This is a genomic window from Lactiplantibacillus sp. B652 (genome assembly GCF_023806745.1).
Classification (GTDB): Bacteria; Bacillota; Bacilli; order Lactobacillales; family Lactobacillaceae; genus Lactiplantibacillus; species Lactiplantibacillus pentosus.
The window spans coordinates 290,973-307,879 of sequence record NZ_JAMSKY010000003.1 but is presented as its reverse complement, the minus strand read 5'-3'; the positions used below and the strand labels follow the sequence as shown (position 1 = coordinate 307,879).

Genomic DNA, 16,907 nt, shown 5'->3' with positions numbered 1-16,907 from the left:
TTATTTTCGCAAATTAAATTCGTTAAAAAACGCTGTCGTATCAAGGGATAGCGTTCTTCATGACGACATTATCGCGACCTAATAACGTTGTAAGCGCTGCAACCAAATCTGGATTTTCAGCCACCCAATACTGTGAATTTAGTTCAACTGTTCGGTGGGCAGCTGCGGAATAGATCAAAACCGGATTAGGTCCATGAAATTGACTTAAGATTTTTAAAATTTCTTTCTGAGTCCCGGCATCCGCCTGGTCTGGTTGCAACCGTAAAAAGAGTTGCCCAGCTGGTTTTGGTACCTGGTCCGCTAATTGCCAAGTGTTGACGATCACCTGCAGGTCGCGCTGTTGCTCCACCTTACCACCAATCAAAGCAATCGCTTCTGGCTGCAATTCCGCTTGGATGCGTTGAAAAGTATTCGGAAAAATCGTTAAATTGATTTCGCCTGACAAGTCACTGCCAGTAGCAAACGCCATCGGTTGACCACGCTTAGTTCGAATCGTCCGCACCTTGGTAATATAGACCAATATTTGTGCCGGTTGTTCATTTGTGAGCGTGCTGACTAATTGAGTATGACGCTGACGTGCGAGCCAGTCGTAAGCTTCAACTGGATGGCCAGAAACGTAGACGCCCAGGGTCGCCGCTTCCTTCTCCAAGCGCTCACGTAACGGCAATTCAGGTTGCTTTTTGATTTTTGGTGCTAATGATTCAAATAAGCTCATGCTATCACCGGCCAATTCGGCACTCGACATCAGTTCGGGCACACTCGTCAGTAATTCCGCACGATTAAGGCCGAACCGGTCAAAAGCACCAGCATAGATCAAGGCGTTCATTAAATCGGTTTTAAGCCACTTGTCATCGATCCGCTGCATGAACTGTTGTAGATTTTTGAACGGCCCGTTGGCTTTACGCTCATCCAGCACGCTCGCAATAAAGTCACGACGCAGGCCTTTAATTGAACTCAACCCAAAGACGATGGCTTGCCCGTTCCAATCAAAATACTGACCACTGCGGTTAATATCGGGTGGCACAATGCCCACTTGGTGTTGGCGAGCCTCGGCCAGATACTGTTTCAGCTTAGTACCGTTACCCAAGACTGAGTTCATCAAGGACGTAAAGAAGGCGCCTGGATAATGGACTTTCAGGTAGGCCAATTCGAACGCCATTTTACTATAGGCAACCGCGTGAGACCGGTTAAATCCGTAATTTGCAAATTGTTCAATATACTGATAGACCTGAACGGCCACGTCGGTTGAATAGCCATTCTGCGTCGCTCCAGCAATAAACTGTTCTCGCATCTTATCGATGACCGCCCGTTTTTTCTTACTCATTGCACGCCGCAATAAATCGGCTTCGCCTAAGCTAAAGCCCCCCATCACGGCGGCAACTTGCATGACTTGTTCTTGGTAGACTAAAATGCCATAAGTCGGCCCTAGAATGGGTGCCAGCTGCTCAGCTGGATATGTGACCGGCTCTTGCCCCTGCTTGCGAGCGATAAACCGGTCAATGTTTTCCATCGGCCCCGGACGGTACAACGCATTGACCGCCGCCACTAACTCGAAGTTATCCGGATGCAACCGCCGCAGAACGTTGCGGATTCCCGCCGATTCAAATTGGAACACGCCGGTTGTATCGCCCGCTTGAAATAGTTTGAGCGTCGCGGGGTCGTTCAGGTCAATCTTGGTGATTGCGAACGGTTGGCCAGTCTGACGTTGCACATAATGTAGCGCACTCGCCATTAATGACAAATTCCGTAATCCCAAGAAATCCATTTTTAACAGGCCGACTGCTTCAACCGTATCCTTAGTATACTGAGTCATCATCATGGTCTCACCACCGGCCTGTAACGGTACGATCTCAATTAGTGGCTTTTGACTCAGCACGACGCCGGCCGCATGGGTCGAGTAATGCCGTGGGAGTCCTTCGATTCGCCGCGCCGTTTCAAAGAGCAAGCGATTTTTGCTGGAATCAGCCACTAGATTTTGTAACCGCTGAGAGCCCTGGTAGGCTTGCTGCAACGTGATGTGCAACTGGTTCGGAATCGCCGCGCTCCAATCGCTCATTTCAAAGGTCGACAGTCCGAAGACCCGACCGACATCACGCAAGGCTTGTTTGGCCGCTAACGTTCCGAACGTAATAATTTGTGCGACCCGGTCGTGCCCGTATTTCTGATGCACGTATTCCAATACTTGTTCACGACGATTGTCCGGAATATCCAAGTCAATGTCGGGCATGTTAGCACGTTTGGCATTCAAAAAACGTTCAAATAACAGGTCATATTGCAAGGGATCGACATCCGTGATCTTCAAAACATAGGCCACTAACGACCCTGCCGCCGAACCCCGCCCAGGACCTGTGGTAATATCGGCCTCATGGGCATAATTCATGACGTCCCACACGATCAGAAAGTAGTCATCAAACCCCATCTGATCAATGACTTTCAGTTCTCGTTCTAGGCGCTCTTGATACACTTGCCTGTCCACGTCGGCTGTCATCGCCGCTAACCGTTGCTGTAATCCTGCCGTACATAATTCACGCAAATAAACATTGGCTGCTTGCCCATCTGGCGTTGGAAACGTCGGTAATTGAGGGGCCTGAAACTGTAATTCAACCTGACACTGCGCCGCAATCTGACTGGTGGCTTCCACGGCGGCCGTTAAGCCCAATCGTTCATAGTCGGCTACGACTCTTGCGCCTGGTCGAAGGTAATCCTTACCGTCAAGCCCCTGCAAGGTCTCCGGCTTTTCAATCTGTTGGCCACGGTCAATCGCTTGGAGCACTGTCACTGCAAAATAATCAGTTGTTTTTACGTAATTGACGGGGTCCAACGCAACAATCGGCAAGTTTTGCTGCTGGGCAAATTCAGTCATCGTTGTCCGTAAAACTGGCGCCTGATCTAAAGACACGCCTAAATAGAGACTACCCGCATCAACTTGTTCGCGCACCGTCGTCACCCAATCAGCCGCCTGCTGTGCCGCATTTTGAAACAGGAGCGTTGCAATTTCGCTGTTCTTAGCCGGCGTTAAGACCATTAAGTGGTGTAAATAAGGCAAAACTGCCGTCAACGGGAGGGTCTCCGTGGTGGCCGTCTGTTTCATGGTCGAGAGTTGTATCAAGTTCTGATAGCCAGCCTGGTCCTTAGCTAGAACCACCAAGCTAAACGGCTGGTCGGTCAATTGTAGGCCGGTTAGATTTAAGGTAATGCCCAAGATGGGGGTAATTTCCGCCTGTCGACAAGCGTTGTAAAAGTCAACGATTCCGTACATCACGTCGATATCGGTCAACGCTAGTGCTGGATAGCCCTGTTGCTTAGCGGTCTGCACTAATTCGGAGATGGTACTGGTACTTTGCAATAAACTGAACGTGCTCAGGACTTGCAACGGAATATATTGTGCCATTTTGCTGCGCCACTCCCTTCTTAATTTTGATTAAATAAAATCATGTGGGTTAAATAAACGATTCAGGTTAAGCATATCAGCTGACTGACGCGTTTCGCACGCATCAATATTACGCGGTTAGTCAACCACTCCCGACTAACACCGTACTTGTCGGTCTTAGCCTACCTGATCGTTGGTCAATTAACATTATACCAAACAGTTGTTCTAAGCGGCAGTCAAAGGATGTCAACCACTCCCGACTAAAGTCGGAAGCTTGTGAGAATCGTCCCTAACGGGGCAACGACCACAATTTGCTTAGATACAGTACTGCTCCCCATCAAAGATGGTTCGTCTAACACACTAATTACCAAAGCCTTTAGAGTCCGCAGGTTGCCAGACGGACTATTAGTAGCTATATTGTTGCGAGCTTTTCTAATCCTTTATCGAGGATATTGTTAGCTGCATTCCAATCACGAATGTGATGTACACCGCATTTAGGACATGTCCAGTCACGGTCATTAAGCGTGAGCTTCTTGGTCCCAGCATTCCCCATCACAAAACCACATTCATGACAGGTTTGCGTGGTATTCCGAGGGTTAATTGTAACAAACTGACGACTATACAATTTAGCTTTATAACTTAGCATGCCTAACAGCGTCCGCCAACCAACATGAGCAATACTCATTGCTAACGCATGGTTCCGTAACATATTCTTACTGCGTAATTCTTCGGCAACAACCAGATCGTGGTTCTTGATCAGTGTTGTTGAGACAAGGTGCAGAAAGTTATTGCGACGATTAGCAACTTTTCGCTGGAGGGTAGCCACCAATACACGTTGTTTCTGATAATTCTTAGCATTTCGTAACGGCCGCTGTTCCTTCTTAGCTCGCAAGGCACGACGAGACAACTTGCGTTGGGCTTTAGCTAGTTTGCCCTTAATAGAACGATAGTACCGCGGATTGGAAACAACGTTGCCATTAGAATCAGTCAGAAAGTTATCGGTATTGAGATCGATACCAACCGGTGATTGTTTAATATGGTCTATTTCAACAAAAGTTTGTTCAGAGGCCAATTGCATAGAGACGTAGTAGCGCCCCGTCGCATCCATTGAAATTGTCGTGGTGCCAATGCGCGTATCATGACGACGGGCAAATATCTTATCCGGAATACCCTTGAAACGCATAGTTCCTAATTTAGGTAATTGCAAATGGCGTTTGTCAATCAACCGGACACTGCCATTAACCATATTGGCAACATTTAATTTGCTAGCGTACATGCATGATGTCTGGTACTTTTGTTCTGTTTTGCGCTTATGAAATACTGGGACACCAGATTGATGAACTTTGCGAAATAAATTCCAAGCAGCGCGATAATTCTGAATAGCATTAGCTTTCATTAAGCTATCCAAATCAGGATCATTAAGCCAACCGTGAATATTCGAAATACCGGTTGATGGCCTTTTGAGCCGCTGTTCCAGTGTTTCAATGCGTGTCTGCACGATAGCAATCGGTAATTTCACTTGCTTTAGCATAAAGAGTTCACGGTTCATACCATTCATTTCGTTATAGATAAAGCGACAAGCATCGCTATTGTGCTTAATTAGCCGTTTTTGTTCAGTGGATGGAAATACTCTGACCTTAACACCGTAATGATAGGGCAGTTTCGCCATCGTTTTACTCATGAAGTTTTCACCTCCTTAATTTAGTGTTATGATTATAACATATAAGACTTTAACAATCATTTAAACAGTCTTCATATCAATGATAAGGAGGATTCACATGAGTAAAAACAAAAGCCACTTAGACGGCACTATCTATGAACGGAACTACGTTTATAATTTTCATTTTCACCTAATATGGGTCACAAAATATCGAAACAAGGCATTCACAACGCCTCAACTTGTTTCAGATATGACAGCAATTCTACAACGAATCGCCAAACTTAATGAAGTTACCATCGAACAAATGGAGGTAATGCCCGATCATGTTCATATGCTTATTAGTTTTAAGCCAAAATATGCACCAACGAATGTTGTCAAAGCATTCAAAGGTGCCTCTGCCCGAATGTTTTTCGATAAGCACCCGGAAATCAAAAAACAGAAATTTGGGGATGGCCACCTTTGGTCAAACAACTACTACATGAGTACACTTGGGAATATAAGTAAAGAAATAATAGAATCATACATCAATAATCAAAGAAAAAACGCTTCACAGCGTTAAACATTGGGCATTCATCTGCCTGATTAAAATCAGGAGATTTCTGACCTGTTTTCTGTTAAAACCATAACTTTTGCGTCAGAAGCACTATCAGCTGCAAACACACATGTCCGCCGTAATTAAGATAAGGCTAACTGTCGTGCGTGATTACAGTATGTCCTGATGGCTGCATTCGTGTTTTTTCACCTCAACGAACCAGTCACAATAACAAGTGCGACCTGGCCTAAATCAAACATTTGAGGGTATCATTATTCAGCAAATACCGACCCAACCTAATTTCCCCCGCTAAACCCGTTAACGTCCAATTGCTTTTTCCCGCCGGTGTGTTAAAATAATTCTCATTGGGAGGTGTCGGAAAATGATGAGACAACTAACGATTATTTTTTGGAGCGTGCTCTTCGGTGAAGTCATCGGTTATATTGGTGGCGCCTTGGAACAATTATCCTATAATCCTGGTGAAATTGGCATCGTTGCCGCAGTCTTTGCGTTAATCGTTGTCAACAGCATCACCTACATTACTAATCATTCCCAACCCGCTAAAGGTTCAGAAAATAAGTAATCAAAAATTCACAAGCGGCTTGGATGATCAATAATCCGTGTCGTATACAAATAGGACGGAAAACCAAATTTTGGTTTTCCGTCCTATTTGCTTTGTTTCAAGTTGATTGTTAAAAGCGAGTTGCGCGCAGTCGCCCGATTGGCCATTTGCACAATAATCAGATGCAATACAGGTCAAGCAGACGCCTATTGAACCGACTTATGCCGGTTGCGTTGCCTGATTTTCAAATACCAAGTGGTCATCCAACAAATTGATGGCAACAGTTGATTTTGGTGCCACCCGACCGGCGATAATTTCCTTGGCCAATGGCGTTTCGACGTGATTCGTGATAAAGCGCCGCAACGGCCGTGCACCATACGCAGGTTCATAACCCTGCTCAGCAATCCACTTCTTAGCTTCATCGGAAATCTTCAGAGTGATTTCCCGGTCTTGCAACCGAGCTGACAAGCGGTCGATCAGCTTAACGACGATTTCTTCGATTGCGTCTAATTGTAACGGCGTAAACATGATAATATCATCGATTCGATTCAAGAATTCAGGCTTGAAGCGACTTTGAACCAACTGCATGACTTGTGAATGGGTTTCGTCTGACAAATGACCTTGGTCGTCGACGCCCGCTAACAACAATTCGGACCCCAAGTTGGAAGTCATGATCAGAATCGTATTCTTAAAGTCGACTGTCCGACCCTGGCCATCCGTCAACCGGCCATCGTCAAGCACTTGCAGTAAGATATTGAAGACGTCTGGGTGGGCCTTTTCAATTTCGTCGAATAAGACGATCGAATACGGATTACGGCGAACCGCTTCAGTTAATTGGCCACCTTCTTCGTAGCCGACATAACCAGGGGCTGCCCCGACGAGCCGTGAAACGGATTCTTTCTCCATGTATTCACTCATGTCGATTCGAACCATGTGGTCATCGGCATCAAATAAGTTTTCAGCCAAAGCCTTGGCTAATTCAGTCTTACCGACCCCAGTTGGTCCGAGGAACATAAATGAACCGAGTGGCCGATTGGGATCTTGTAAGCCGGCCCGTGACCGCAAGACGGCATCGGATACCGCGTCAACGGCCGCATCTTGGCCGACGACCCGTTCGTGTAAGTGGTCTGCCAAATGCAGCAACTTTTCCCGCTCGCCTGCGACTAACTTGGCTACCGGAATGCCAGTCATCCGCGAAACCACGTTGGCGATCTGGTCCGGGGTGACCGATTCTTCAACCAACCAATCTTCATGATGGTCATTGGCTTCCATTGACTTTAATTCTTGTTCTAATTCTGGAATCGTACCGTGCTGCAGTTTGGCCGCCTTTTCCAGATCATAATTACTTTCGGCTGTTTCTAGCTCATGTTTAGCCTTATCAAGCGCGGACTTCTTATCGCTCAATGCTTGCAGGCTCTTCTTTTCACTGTCCCACCGTTCTGATAAGGCGCGTTGCTTTTCTTTGGCACTGGCCAGTTCTTTTTGAACGTCACCTAACCGTTTGACAGACGCGTCATCGGTCTCTTTTTTGAGCGCCGCTTCTTCGACTTCTAGCCGCATCAATTGGCGGTTAACTTGGTCCAGTTCAGTCGGATTCGAGTTCATTTCGACCCGAATTTCGGCGGATGCTTCATCGACCAAGTCCAAGGCTTTATCTGGCAAATACCGGTCAGTGATATAACGGTCGGATAACTTAGCCGCCGCCACTAAGGCATTATCGTGAATACGAACGCCGTGGTGAATTTCAAAACGTTCCTTCAAGCCCCGTAAAATACTGATGGTATCGTCGACGCTTGGTTCCGCAACGAGCACTTTTTGGAACCGCCGTTCGAGTGCCTTATCCTTTTCCATGTACTGACGATATTCATCTAAGGTCGTGGCCCCAATCAAATGGAGTTCGCCCCGTGCGAGCATTGGCTTGAGCAAGTTGCCGGCGTCCATACTGCCTTCCGTCTTGCCCGCGCCCACGATGTTATGAATTTCATCAATGAACATGATGATTTGGCCATCACTCTTCTTGATTTCCTTCAAGACCGCCTTCAACCGCTCTTCAAATTCACCACGGTACTTGGCGCCCGCAATCAGGGAACCCATATCTAGCGAGAATAACGTTTTATCTTTCAAATTTTCGGGAACGTCACCGCGAACGATTCGTTGGGCCAGCCCTTCAACGATGGCCGTCTTCCCAACACCTGGTTCCCCAATTAAGACCGGATTGTTCTTGGTCTTACGTGATAAGATTCGAATCACGTCCAAGATTTCTTCGTCCCGGCCAATGACGGGGTCCTGGTTACCTTGCCGGGCTTGTTTGACCAAATCGACCCCGTACTTTTCTAAGGCCTGATATTGGTCTTCTTGGTTGCGGGACGTCACCCGTTGACCGCCGCGAATCCGGTCGACCGCATTTTTAACTTGACCCGCAGTAATCCCTTGACTGGTCAAGTATTTGGTCAGCTGATCACCCGTTTGATCCATTAAGGCGAGTGCCAACGTGTCGGTTGCCAGGTAGTCGTCACCTAAAGATTTGCGTTTGGCATCAGCCGTCTGCATCAGCGTTGCCAAACTACTGCTCATGGTGCTGCCATACTGGACGTTGCCGCCACTAACGACCGCGATATCATCTAATTCACGGTCCAATTCTTGTTGTAACTGGTCCAAATCGGCGCCAGCTTCACTGAAGATTTGGCGAACGAGTTCACCTGGTTGCGTCAAAAATTTAAATAAATGGGGCACGCCAATCTCTTGGTGTCGCCGGGTTTGTGCGATATGTTGCGCCTCTTGTAAGGCTTGTTGTAAGCTTTCTGTAAATTGTTCTGGATTCATAATTCAAAGACCTCCTCAAAAACGGTAGCAAAAAGGCAGCCGTCATAGCTGCCAATGTTTGTTTGACCTTTATTGACTATTAAAGTATAACCGAAAAGGTCAAATAAGGTCAAGAAATTAGTCCTGCTCGTAATTGTCTTGAATAATTTGTAAAACAACGTCCACGGCGCGTTCCATCACTTGTTCTGAAACGTACTCGAAACGCCCGTGCATGTTCTCACCACCGGCAAACAAGTTCGGCGTTGGCAAGCCCATGAAGGAAATCTTGGAACCATCCGTCCCACCACGGACCGGGTAAATCTCAGGTTTGATATCTAATTTGAGCATCGCTTGTTTGGCCAGCTCAACGACCCGCATGTCCTTTTCGATCACTTCACGCATGTTGTAATACTGGTCCTTCATGTCCACCTTGACCCGTGCGACCCCGTCAGCCAAGTTCAACCGATCGGCAACCGCCGTAAAGAGCCGTTTGCGTGCTTCGAATTTGTCACGGTCATGGTCCCGAATAATATAGGTCATCTTAGCACTATCGACTGTGCCTTCCAGACTCAATAGGAAGAAGAAACCTTCGCGTCCTTCCGTATGTTCAGGAACATCGTGGGCTGGCAGTGCGGATTGGAAATCAACGGCTAATTGAAGCGCATTGACCATCTTATCCTTCGCTTCACCGGGATGCACATTGACCCCAGTAATCGTGACCGTTGCCTGGGCCGCGTTGAACGTTTCGTATTCCAATTCACCTAGTGGACCACCATCCACGGTGTAGGCATAGTCCGCGCCAAATGCAGGCACGTTGAAATGGTCGGCCCCTGTCCCAATCTCTTCATCTGGACCGAAACCAAGCCGAATCTTACCGTGCTTGATCTCTGGATGGGCTAATAAGTATTCAGCGGCACTGATGATTTCAGCAACCCCCGACTTATCATCGGCACCCAATAAAGTCGTACCATCAGTAGTGATCAACGTGTGACCAGCGTAGTTTTTCAAGTTAGGAAAAACAGCGGGATCTAACACGTAGTCACCGTTGCCAAGCTTGATAACTGATTCACCGTCATAATCCTCAACGATTTGTGGATTGACGTTTTCAGCGTTGAAATCAGCCGTATCGATGTGTGAAATAAAACCTAATGTCTTGACAGGTTTGTCGGTATTGGCGGGAATCGTGGCGAAGACATAAGCGCTTTGCTTGTCCTGTTCAACATCGCTCAAGCCGAGGTCGGTCAGCTTGGTCATCAATTGTTTTAAGAACGCGGTTTCACGCGGTGATGATGGCACCGTCGTGGATGCTTCATCGGAACGACTATTGATTTTAACGAAGGTTAAGAAATCTGAAATTAAGTTTGGATATTTTGACATATGATGACTTCCTTTCTATTTTTAAACCAATTGAACGAACTTAGATAAACGTAAATGGATCAGTATTCAGCTTCGAGGCCACCACTTCCACTGACCAGTCGGATTCCTGTTGCCATTGCTGGAATAATTCGGTCAGATGTGACTTGCAAATACTTTCGATGTGATGCCCTGGGTCCACGACCGTCAAACCAGCCGCTAACATGTCATGACCGGTGTGATAATAAACATCACCCGTGACATAAGCCTGCGCACCGGCCTGTAGCGCTTGCGGATAAAACTTACCGCCATCACCACCAAGGACGGCCACTCGACTGATCATTTGGTCCGCATCCGCGCAAACTAACCGTAAGCCATCGACGTGAAAGACCCGTTTGCATGCTTCGGCAAACGCACGCGCACTCATCGGCTTCGGTAAATCACCGACACGCCCCATATAATACTGGTGACCACCTGATAGCAGGGGCACGACTTGATAATCCCACGCATCACCCGCTAACGCATTAACACCGGCAACTGCAGCCGAAAGCGCATCTTCTGCCAGGTCAACACTGAACTGTTCACCTGAATTCAAAGCATAACGATCGAGTGTCGCGCCAGCAGTACCGGTGAGATAATCTTGTACAGCTTCGACCTTGTCCGTTGAAACGGTTACCGTCATTTTGACTGCTTGCGCATGGTACCCGGGCACTAGTCCCTGCACATCCTGCAGTTGCAAGGCATCCGCCAGCCAATCGTTCATGCCACCTTCCGCACAATCCAAGTTGGTGTGCGCCGCATACACAAGAATGTGATGTGCGGCGAGTTCTGCGTACATCGCTTTTTGTGGATCTTGATAATCCAGATTGTTAGCGGAACGGAACATGACCGGGTGATGAGCAAAAATCATGTCGGCACCAATGGCAATCGCCTCCTGGACGACTTCGGGCCGTACGTCTAACGTCACGAGTACTTTATGCACGATTTGTTGCGGGTCACCAATTTGCAACCCGGTAGGATCGTGTTCCCACTTCAACTTGAGTGGCGCAAATTGTTCAAAACGTTCAATTAATTCACTTGCCTGCATCCGTTAAGACTCCTTCGATTAACTTGATTTTAGCCGTCGCTGCCGCCAAATGTTCAGTCGGTGCGACCTTAGCTTGTTGCATTTGGGCCACCGCATGTTGGACCCGTTGTAATTCACGCTGCCACTTAGCAATAAACACTGGCGATTTTTCCGCGAGTAAGAACGGGCCAAACAATTGCTCAGCTGGCGTATACGTCACCGGATGGGTCACCCGGTCAGCGCAAATCACTTCATACGTATGTCCATCTTCGGCCAAAATGCGTTCAGCCGTAATCTCAAACTGATTGGCTGCGAGCCAGTCGCGCACCGTGGCTTCACCAACATTTGGTTCTAGTACCAGCCGTTGGACTCCGGCTAGCTGTGCGGGCCTTTGTTCTAGGATGTGGCGAATCAGTGGACCACCCATGCCGGCAATCGTCACGGTGTCAATCTGATCTTCTGGTTGAATCGCTGCCAAGCCATCTGCCAAACGAGCGACCAGCTGATCTTCTAAGCCCAACTTTTGAATTTCACGTTGGGCGTTTTCGAACGGCCCGCGCACGACTTCACCCGCGACACCGTAACTGATTTGATGATTTAAAGCTAAATTAGCCGGCAAATAGGCGTGGTCCGACCCAATATCGGCCACCCGCGCTCCCGGTTGGACAAATGCGCCAACCGTGGCTAATCGTTGTGACAATTGTTTTGCATCCACAGGCAACTCCCCTTAGTAAGGGTCACGGGTCACCAACCGGCAGGACTGCCCTGATTGACCGACCACGTCACCCAATTTGATTTATGTTGTATGGCATTGTACGCGTGAAAAGAAATGAAACTGGTCAAAAGCAACATGGTCAACCCCACTGGATATCGCGCAATGGGCAGCAAACCGCTTGGCTAATTTTCATTAAACCGACGTGCAATTGACCGTAACTATCGTGCTTTAGTGACACGAGGTTGCTACACCAATCAGAAACACGACAGTCATTGTTCCAACTGCATGCTTCAGGCGCGCGTTTGGTAGCATCTCAACATCATTTCTTTTTAAAATCCCACGCACAATGCGACTTCTAATTCACTATTCATATTTTACCATGCTTCATCATGAATACGGCTTCATGACGTTAATTTTTCATGAAAATTACTAAGTTCTGTGCAAAATGATTAAATTTTCGTTAACCGCGGCATCTCATTTAGTCGACCGTGCCATAATAAAGTCACGTCACATCGGTAACTGGCGTACTATTTAATGAGAGAAAGTTTGATCAATCATGCAAAAACGTTTTGCGGTAGCGTCTCCGTTCTTGACTGGTCTTAAATTATTAGCCATCCTGCCGCCCGTCGGTATTGGTTGGCTCGTCTATCTAAGCCGGTGGCAATGGTTAGCGTTGCTCAAACATCCTCGCACCTTTAGCAAGCACGACCCCTTATTAGGCTTCATCCTGCTACTGATGGGAGTGACGGCACTCAACCTTAATCATCGCGATTATCGGGGCGTCCTCTTATCCGGATTGATGTTATTTGTATTAGTCAATTTGTGGCTACTATGCCGTGAATCGAGTGAATTAATTGCCTGGCACGAGCTACGCCGGTTTATCATCCAATTTGGTTTGTATATTACAATTAGTGGGTTTGTCTTTCATTGGCTCAACCAAATCCTTACACTGCCAAATTGGCTCAAATTCTTGTTGGGGGACTTGCTGTGGGGCTATGCTGCGAATCAGAATCGGTTGTTTGGTTCGGCTTACAACCCGAATGACGCCTGTTGCTTATTACTGATTGCGCTTGGCCTGCTGATGACCCAGCTCAGTCGCCCGACCAAACACCCGTTGACCCGGTGGCCATTAATTAATTGGGCAGCCGCGGGTTTGCTCTGCGTTGGCATCTATCAGACCAAATCTCGGACTGGGCTAGTGCTCATGATTGCTTTATTGATCGTGACCGCCTATCAAATTTTCCATCGCCATCGTATCTTGATTACCGGACTACTGGCAGTCGGCTGCGTCACCCTCTGGGAAGTCTTTCCGCGCAGTGCCTCGTCTTGGACGGCACTCCAGAGTCGTATCACGATTTGGCAAAATAGCTTTGATGTCTTCAAGCAGGCCCCAGTCCTTGGGGTGACTTACTTCGGCTTTGCTCGCCGATATTTTCAAATGACCGGCACCTATGTCCCCCACGCCCACGATATTTTCTTAATGTTACTCGCCTCATTCGGCATCCTGGGTGGCGTTGGCTTTATCACGCTCGTTATCAGTAGTGGCTGGCATCTGACCAAGTATTGGCACCAGTATCGCCAACCAAACCTGCGCTACTTTATGATGACCGTGCCCATCATTCTGGCTTACGGCCTAACTGATTTTGTCCTCTCATCGATGCAAGTGTTGATTATCATCCTGCTGATTATCGCTTACTGGCGCCATGAACAACAAGCGACGCCCCGATACGCGCCGACCATCCGTTGAATGAATGCGGTTAAACAAAAATGCACCCCACTTGTCAGTTGCTGATAAGTTGGATGCATTTTTTGATTTTCTTTGGTTCGGGTTAGTTCGGATTAAATCAAGCCGGCATAAACTGAGCGACTTATTTGGTCGTTAGCTGATAACTCGTCGCTAGCAAGCGTTCAACGACTGCCGGCGCGACCTGGTCTAATTGCACGGTAATCCAGTGGCGCTTGTTCATGTGGTAGGCTGGCAAATACGCCGGCTCCGTTTGCAATAATTCGACGTCTTCTGGATCCAACTTGACATCTAAAACTTCTACCAACGTCTCATCACCTGGGACCAAGCCTAGATTGGATTTGCTGACGGCCATCACCAAACCATACCACTTCTGATTATCCGCGTGCCGCAAAACCGCATAATCCGGATATCGCTGCCACAAATAAGCCGGCGTCGTCTGATAGCGGTCAGCGACTAGTTTGAAAACTGCTTGCGCGTTCATCTCATCACGGCTGTATTTAATCATACGTCAAACATACATTAAACACGAGGGCAACTATGGCACGGATGACATGGTGACCCCCTGACTTTTTTCCAGGGTAATTAATTCAGCGGAAGCATCGACCAGCAGCGTGCTGTTCACTAATCTATCAACGCACTATCCCATAATTATTCGGTAGTTATTGGCCTATTTTCCATTAGCCCCGGTGCCGATAAACCAACACCGTTAGCGGCATGAAGATCAAGATCATGATAATGCCACTCACCCCCACCAGCGTCGTTGCGCTCGTCCATTGACCAGTACGCAACACCGTGCGAATCGCCGTAATCGTCAAGCTAACGGGATTGGCGTTGACGACTGGCTGCAAAAGTTTTGGCAACGTCTTGGTGGGAATAAACGCATTCGACAGGAACGTCAGCACTAAGATGATAATCATCGACAGACTACCAATCAAGGCCGCGTTTTTCACTAATAACCCGACTAAGGCAAAAATCCACGATGTCGCCCAACCGATAAAGACCGCTAATCCCAGTGCAGCCAGGAGTGCCATTGGTCCCACAGTCGGTCGCCAGCCCATCACCACTGCGGTCACCAAGGCCATTGCCCCTGATAACAACAAGCGGAAAATATCACCGACCAATTGGCCAGCGAGCGGCACGATTGGGGCAATCGGTAACGTCTTGAAGCGATCAAAAACCCCCGCGTTAATATCTTCACGCAACTGTTGGCCGGAGCCAGACGCGGCGTTTAAAATGCTCTGGACTAGGATACCAGACACCAGCATCGGTAAATAGGCGTGGACACTGCCCGCAATGACACCACCAAATAAATAACCGAATAATAAGGTGAATATCACTGGCTGAAAGACAACATCACTCATGTTATCGGGATTATGAATCGTTTTAAGTAAGTTTCGATGGGCCATCGTCAGGATATCACCCATCACGTGTTTACGAATTGTGACTTGCATCACTGTCATCTCCTTAATTTTTACCGACCGTCATGGTCAAAAAGACATCATCGAGCGACGGCGGTTCCAACGCAAACCGGTCGATTTCAATTTGTGCTTGCTGTAATCGTTCAAGAATCTGGGCCGTCACCCGCGTTGCATCGTCCGCTGCTAATTGTACCGAGACAGTCCGGTCACTGACTTGGACGGGTTGGGTCGTCAATTGAGTCATGATCCGTTGTGCGGGCTGCGTCGCCTGTGTTTGCGCCAGTGCCAATTGTAATTTCAACCCGCCTACCTGCTGTTTTAAGGCCGCAACTGGTCCTAACGCTTTCAACCGACCGTGGTCCAATAAGGCAATCCGGTCGGCTAATTGGTCGGCTTCTTCCAAATATTGCGTCGTCAGTACCACCGTCGACCCTTGGCGTACTAACTGGCGGATGGCCGTCCACATTTCGCTACGTGTCCGCGGATCCAAGCCGGTCGTCGGTTCGTCTAAAAATAAAATCTTAGGCCGGCTAATCAAGCTCACTGCCAAATCCAAGCGTCGCCGCATCCCACCAGAAAAGGTACTGAGTGGCCGTTGTGCCGAATGTTCGAGACTAAAATCACGCAATAATTCATCTGCCCGAGCTTTAGCGGCATTCCGAGTCAGCCCGTTCAACCGACCAAAGATAATCAGGTTTTCACGTGCACTCAAGTCCTGATCAATCGTCGCCGTCTGACCAGTCAGCCCAAATTGCTGACGGACTGCGCGTGCCTGGGTCAAGGTATCGTAGCCGTTTAAACGAATCGTGCCACTGTCCTGCCGCAACAAGGTGGTCATCATCTTGAGTAAGGTGGTCTTGCCGGCCCCATTTGGTCCAAGCAGGCCGAAAATCTCACCAGCTTGAACATTAAACGAAACATCGGCCACCGCTAATTCATCGCCAAACCTTTTTTGAACCTGTTGAACTTCAATGACATGTTGATTATCCATATTGCGAACCTCCCAGTTCAATTCATCAGGGCCCCTGATGAAATATATACTAAGGGGCCCTGACTAATTTGTCAACAATTAAATCACGTCGACTGGAAGAATGTTGTATACTTAAGAACAAGTCAGAAAACAACGAATGGGATGAAAAACCGTGCCAGATCAAATCAAGGCGGAACTCGTTTCCGGTAAATTAGCTGAATATGAACAGCTCAGTAAAATCTATGATGACATCGTCAAACAGACCCACCCCCGACTTGCCGTTGAAGGTCAGGGCAAGATTCTGCTCGCACTCGCCGATGAAGACCACTTGTCACAGCGGCAATTGGCCGACCGCCTCGGAATGTCGCCGCAGTCAACAAGTGAATTCGTCTATAAATTGGTCAATCGAAAGTTAGTCACGTTATCTAAATCCACCAAGGATCGGCGCGTGAACCTGGTTAACCTCACCGCGGCTGGCCGTGAAGCGCTTGAGGCTGAGCCACAGGAGGTCCCACCGTTCATCAATGCATTGAACGATGACGAACTCGACCAGCTGATTCCGTTATTGAATAAAATCACGACCGCGATGTATGCAGATATCGATACGGCCAATCCGACCTTGGGCGTTAAGTTTCATAAGTTATTCGCTAGTCGGTATTTGAAAAAATTTCAGAAATAGTAGATGTGTCATACGATTCGCTTCAAAACAACA

13 protein-coding genes are annotated in these 16,907 nt (G+C 47.8%); 4 read left to right on the top strand and 9 right to left on the bottom strand.

Annotated elements, in window-relative coordinates; genetic code table 11:
• Positions 1-40: 40 nt before the first annotated feature.
• Together dnaE and MZO40_RS06195 are read right to left on the bottom strand one after the other, a co-directional pair.
• The gene (dnaE, locus tag MZO40_RS06200; RefSeq protein ID WP_105961982.1) at positions 41-3,391 is read right to left on the bottom strand and encodes a DNA polymerase III subunit alpha; all 3,351 of its coding nucleotides are present in this window, start codon (positions 3,389-3,391) and stop codon (positions 41-43) included.
• Between the two features lie 391 nt (positions 3,392-3,782).
• Positions 3,783-5,051 carry an RNA-guided endonuclease TnpB family protein gene (locus MZO40_RS06195; RefSeq protein ID WP_105961981.1) on the bottom strand — a complete coding sequence of 423 codons (1,269 nt, stop codon included), beginning with the start codon at positions 5,049-5,051 and terminating at the stop codon, positions 3,783-3,785.
• Between the two features lie 97 nt (positions 5,052-5,148).
• Here MZO40_RS06195 and tnpA point away from each other — a divergent pair, with 97 nt between their 5' ends.
• The gene (gene tnpA / locus MZO40_RS06190) at positions 5,149-5,589 is read left to right on the top strand and encodes an IS200/IS605 family transposase (RefSeq protein ID WP_105961980.1); all 441 of its coding nucleotides are present in this window, start codon (positions 5,149-5,151) and stop codon (positions 5,587-5,589) included.
• Positions 5,590-5,944: 355 nt separating this feature from the next.
• Positions 5,945-6,145, top strand: coding sequence for a YjzD family protein (locus MZO40_RS06185; protein WP_088771227.1), 201 nt, complete (start codon positions 5,945-5,947; stop codon positions 6,143-6,145).
• A gap of 198 nt (positions 6,146-6,343) precedes the next feature.
• Here MZO40_RS06185 and clpB read toward each other — a convergent pair whose 3' ends face one another.
• The 4 genes from clpB to MZO40_RS06165 all read right to left on the bottom strand — a co-directional run bounded on the left by clpB (position 6,344) and on the right by MZO40_RS06165 (position 12,060).
• Positions 6,344-8,947, bottom strand: coding sequence for an ATP-dependent chaperone ClpB (clpB, locus tag MZO40_RS06180; protein ID WP_105961979.1), 2,604 nt, complete (start codon positions 8,945-8,947; stop codon positions 6,344-6,346).
• A 117-nt stretch (positions 8,948-9,064) separates the two neighbouring features.
• A complete protein-coding gene (gene pepT / locus MZO40_RS06175) occupies positions 9,065-10,303 on the bottom strand; it encodes a peptidase T (protein ID WP_088771225.1) in 1,239 nt (412 codons plus the stop codon).
• 40 nt (positions 10,304-10,343) lie between these two features.
• Positions 10,344-11,366, bottom strand: a complete 1,023-nt coding sequence (locus MZO40_RS06170) for a Nif3-like dinuclear metal center hexameric protein (protein ID WP_252133166.1) — start codon at positions 11,364-11,366, stop codon at positions 10,344-10,346.
• Positions 11,353-12,060 (bottom strand): tRNA (adenine(22)-N(1))-methyltransferase TrmK, encoded by a 708-nt coding sequence (locus tag MZO40_RS06165; protein WP_105961977.1) that lies wholly within the window; start codon positions 12,058-12,060, stop codon positions 11,353-11,355. The genes MZO40_RS06170 and MZO40_RS06165 overlap by 14 nt, the downstream gene beginning before the upstream one ends.
• 556 nt (positions 12,061-12,616) lie before the next feature.
• On the opposite strand from MZO40_RS06165, the gene MZO40_RS06160 reads away from it, so the two are divergent.
• A complete protein-coding gene (locus MZO40_RS06160; protein WP_252133165.1) occupies positions 12,617-13,807 on the top strand; it encodes an O-antigen ligase in 1,191 nt (396 codons plus the stop codon).
• Between the two features lie 121 nt (positions 13,808-13,928).
• Here the strand turns inward: MZO40_RS06160 and MZO40_RS06155 are convergent, their stop codons facing one another.
• The 3 genes from MZO40_RS06155 to MZO40_RS06145 all read right to left on the bottom strand — a co-directional run bounded on the left by MZO40_RS06155 (position 13,929) and on the right by MZO40_RS06145 (position 16,216).
• Positions 13,929-14,312: an MmcQ/YjbR family DNA-binding protein gene (locus MZO40_RS06155; protein WP_225367267.1), complete on the bottom strand. Its 384-nt coding sequence runs from the start codon at positions 14,310-14,312 to the stop codon at positions 13,929-13,931.
• A 172-nt stretch (positions 14,313-14,484) separates the two neighbouring features.
• On the bottom strand, positions 14,485-15,258 hold the full coding sequence (locus tag MZO40_RS06150; protein ID WP_165861036.1) for an ABC transporter permease: 774 nt from the start codon (positions 15,256-15,258) through the stop codon (positions 14,485-14,487).
• A gap of 13 nt (positions 15,259-15,271) precedes the next feature.
• A complete protein-coding gene (locus MZO40_RS06145; protein WP_105961975.1) occupies positions 15,272-16,216 on the bottom strand; it encodes an ATP-binding cassette domain-containing protein in 945 nt (314 codons plus the stop codon).
• Positions 16,217-16,367: 151 nt separating this feature from the next.
• On the opposite strand from MZO40_RS06145, the gene MZO40_RS06140 reads away from it, so the two are divergent.
• Positions 16,368-16,874 (top strand): MarR family winged helix-turn-helix transcriptional regulator, encoded by a 507-nt coding sequence (locus MZO40_RS06140; RefSeq protein ID WP_050338571.1) that lies wholly within the window; start codon positions 16,368-16,370, stop codon positions 16,872-16,874.
• Positions 16,875-16,907 lie beyond the last annotated feature (33 nt).

Excerpts from the sequence above, each read along its gene's own strand:
- dnaE (WP_105961982.1), bottom strand. The coding sequence starts at position 3,391 with ATGGCACAATATATTCCGTTGCAAGTCCTGAGCACGTTCAGTTTATTG.
- MZO40_RS06195 (WP_105961981.1), bottom strand. The coding sequence starts at position 5,051 with ATGAGTAAAACGATGGCGAAACTGCCCTATCATTACGGTGTTAAGGTC.
- tnpA (WP_105961980.1), top strand. The coding sequence starts at position 5,149 with ATGAGTAAAAACAAAAGCCACTTAGACGGCACTATCTATGAACGGAAC.
- MZO40_RS06185 (WP_088771227.1), top strand. The coding sequence starts at position 5,945 with ATGATGAGACAACTAACGATTATTTTTTGGAGCGTGCTCTTCGGTGAA.
- clpB (WP_105961979.1), bottom strand. The coding sequence starts at position 8,947 with ATGAATCCAGAACAATTTACAGAAAGCTTACAACAAGCCTTACAAGAG.
- pepT (WP_088771225.1), bottom strand. The coding sequence starts at position 10,303 with ATGTCAAAATATCCAAACTTAATTTCAGATTTCTTAACCTTCGTTAAA.
- MZO40_RS06170 (WP_252133166.1), bottom strand. The coding sequence starts at position 11,366 with ATGCAGGCAAGTGAATTAATTGAACGTTTTGAACAATTTGCGCCACTC.
- MZO40_RS06160 (WP_252133165.1), top strand. The coding sequence starts at position 12,617 with ATGCAAAAACGTTTTGCGGTAGCGTCTCCGTTCTTGACTGGTCTTAAA.
- MZO40_RS06155 (WP_225367267.1), bottom strand. The coding sequence starts at position 14,312 with ATGATTAAATACAGCCGTGATGAGATGAACGCGCAAGCAGTTTTCAAA.
- MZO40_RS06150 (WP_165861036.1), bottom strand. The coding sequence starts at position 15,258 with ATGCAAGTCACAATTCGTAAACACGTGATGGGTGATATCCTGACGATG.
- MZO40_RS06145 (WP_105961975.1), bottom strand. The coding sequence starts at position 16,216 with ATGGATAATCAACATGTCATTGAAGTTCAACAGGTTCAAAAAAGGTTT.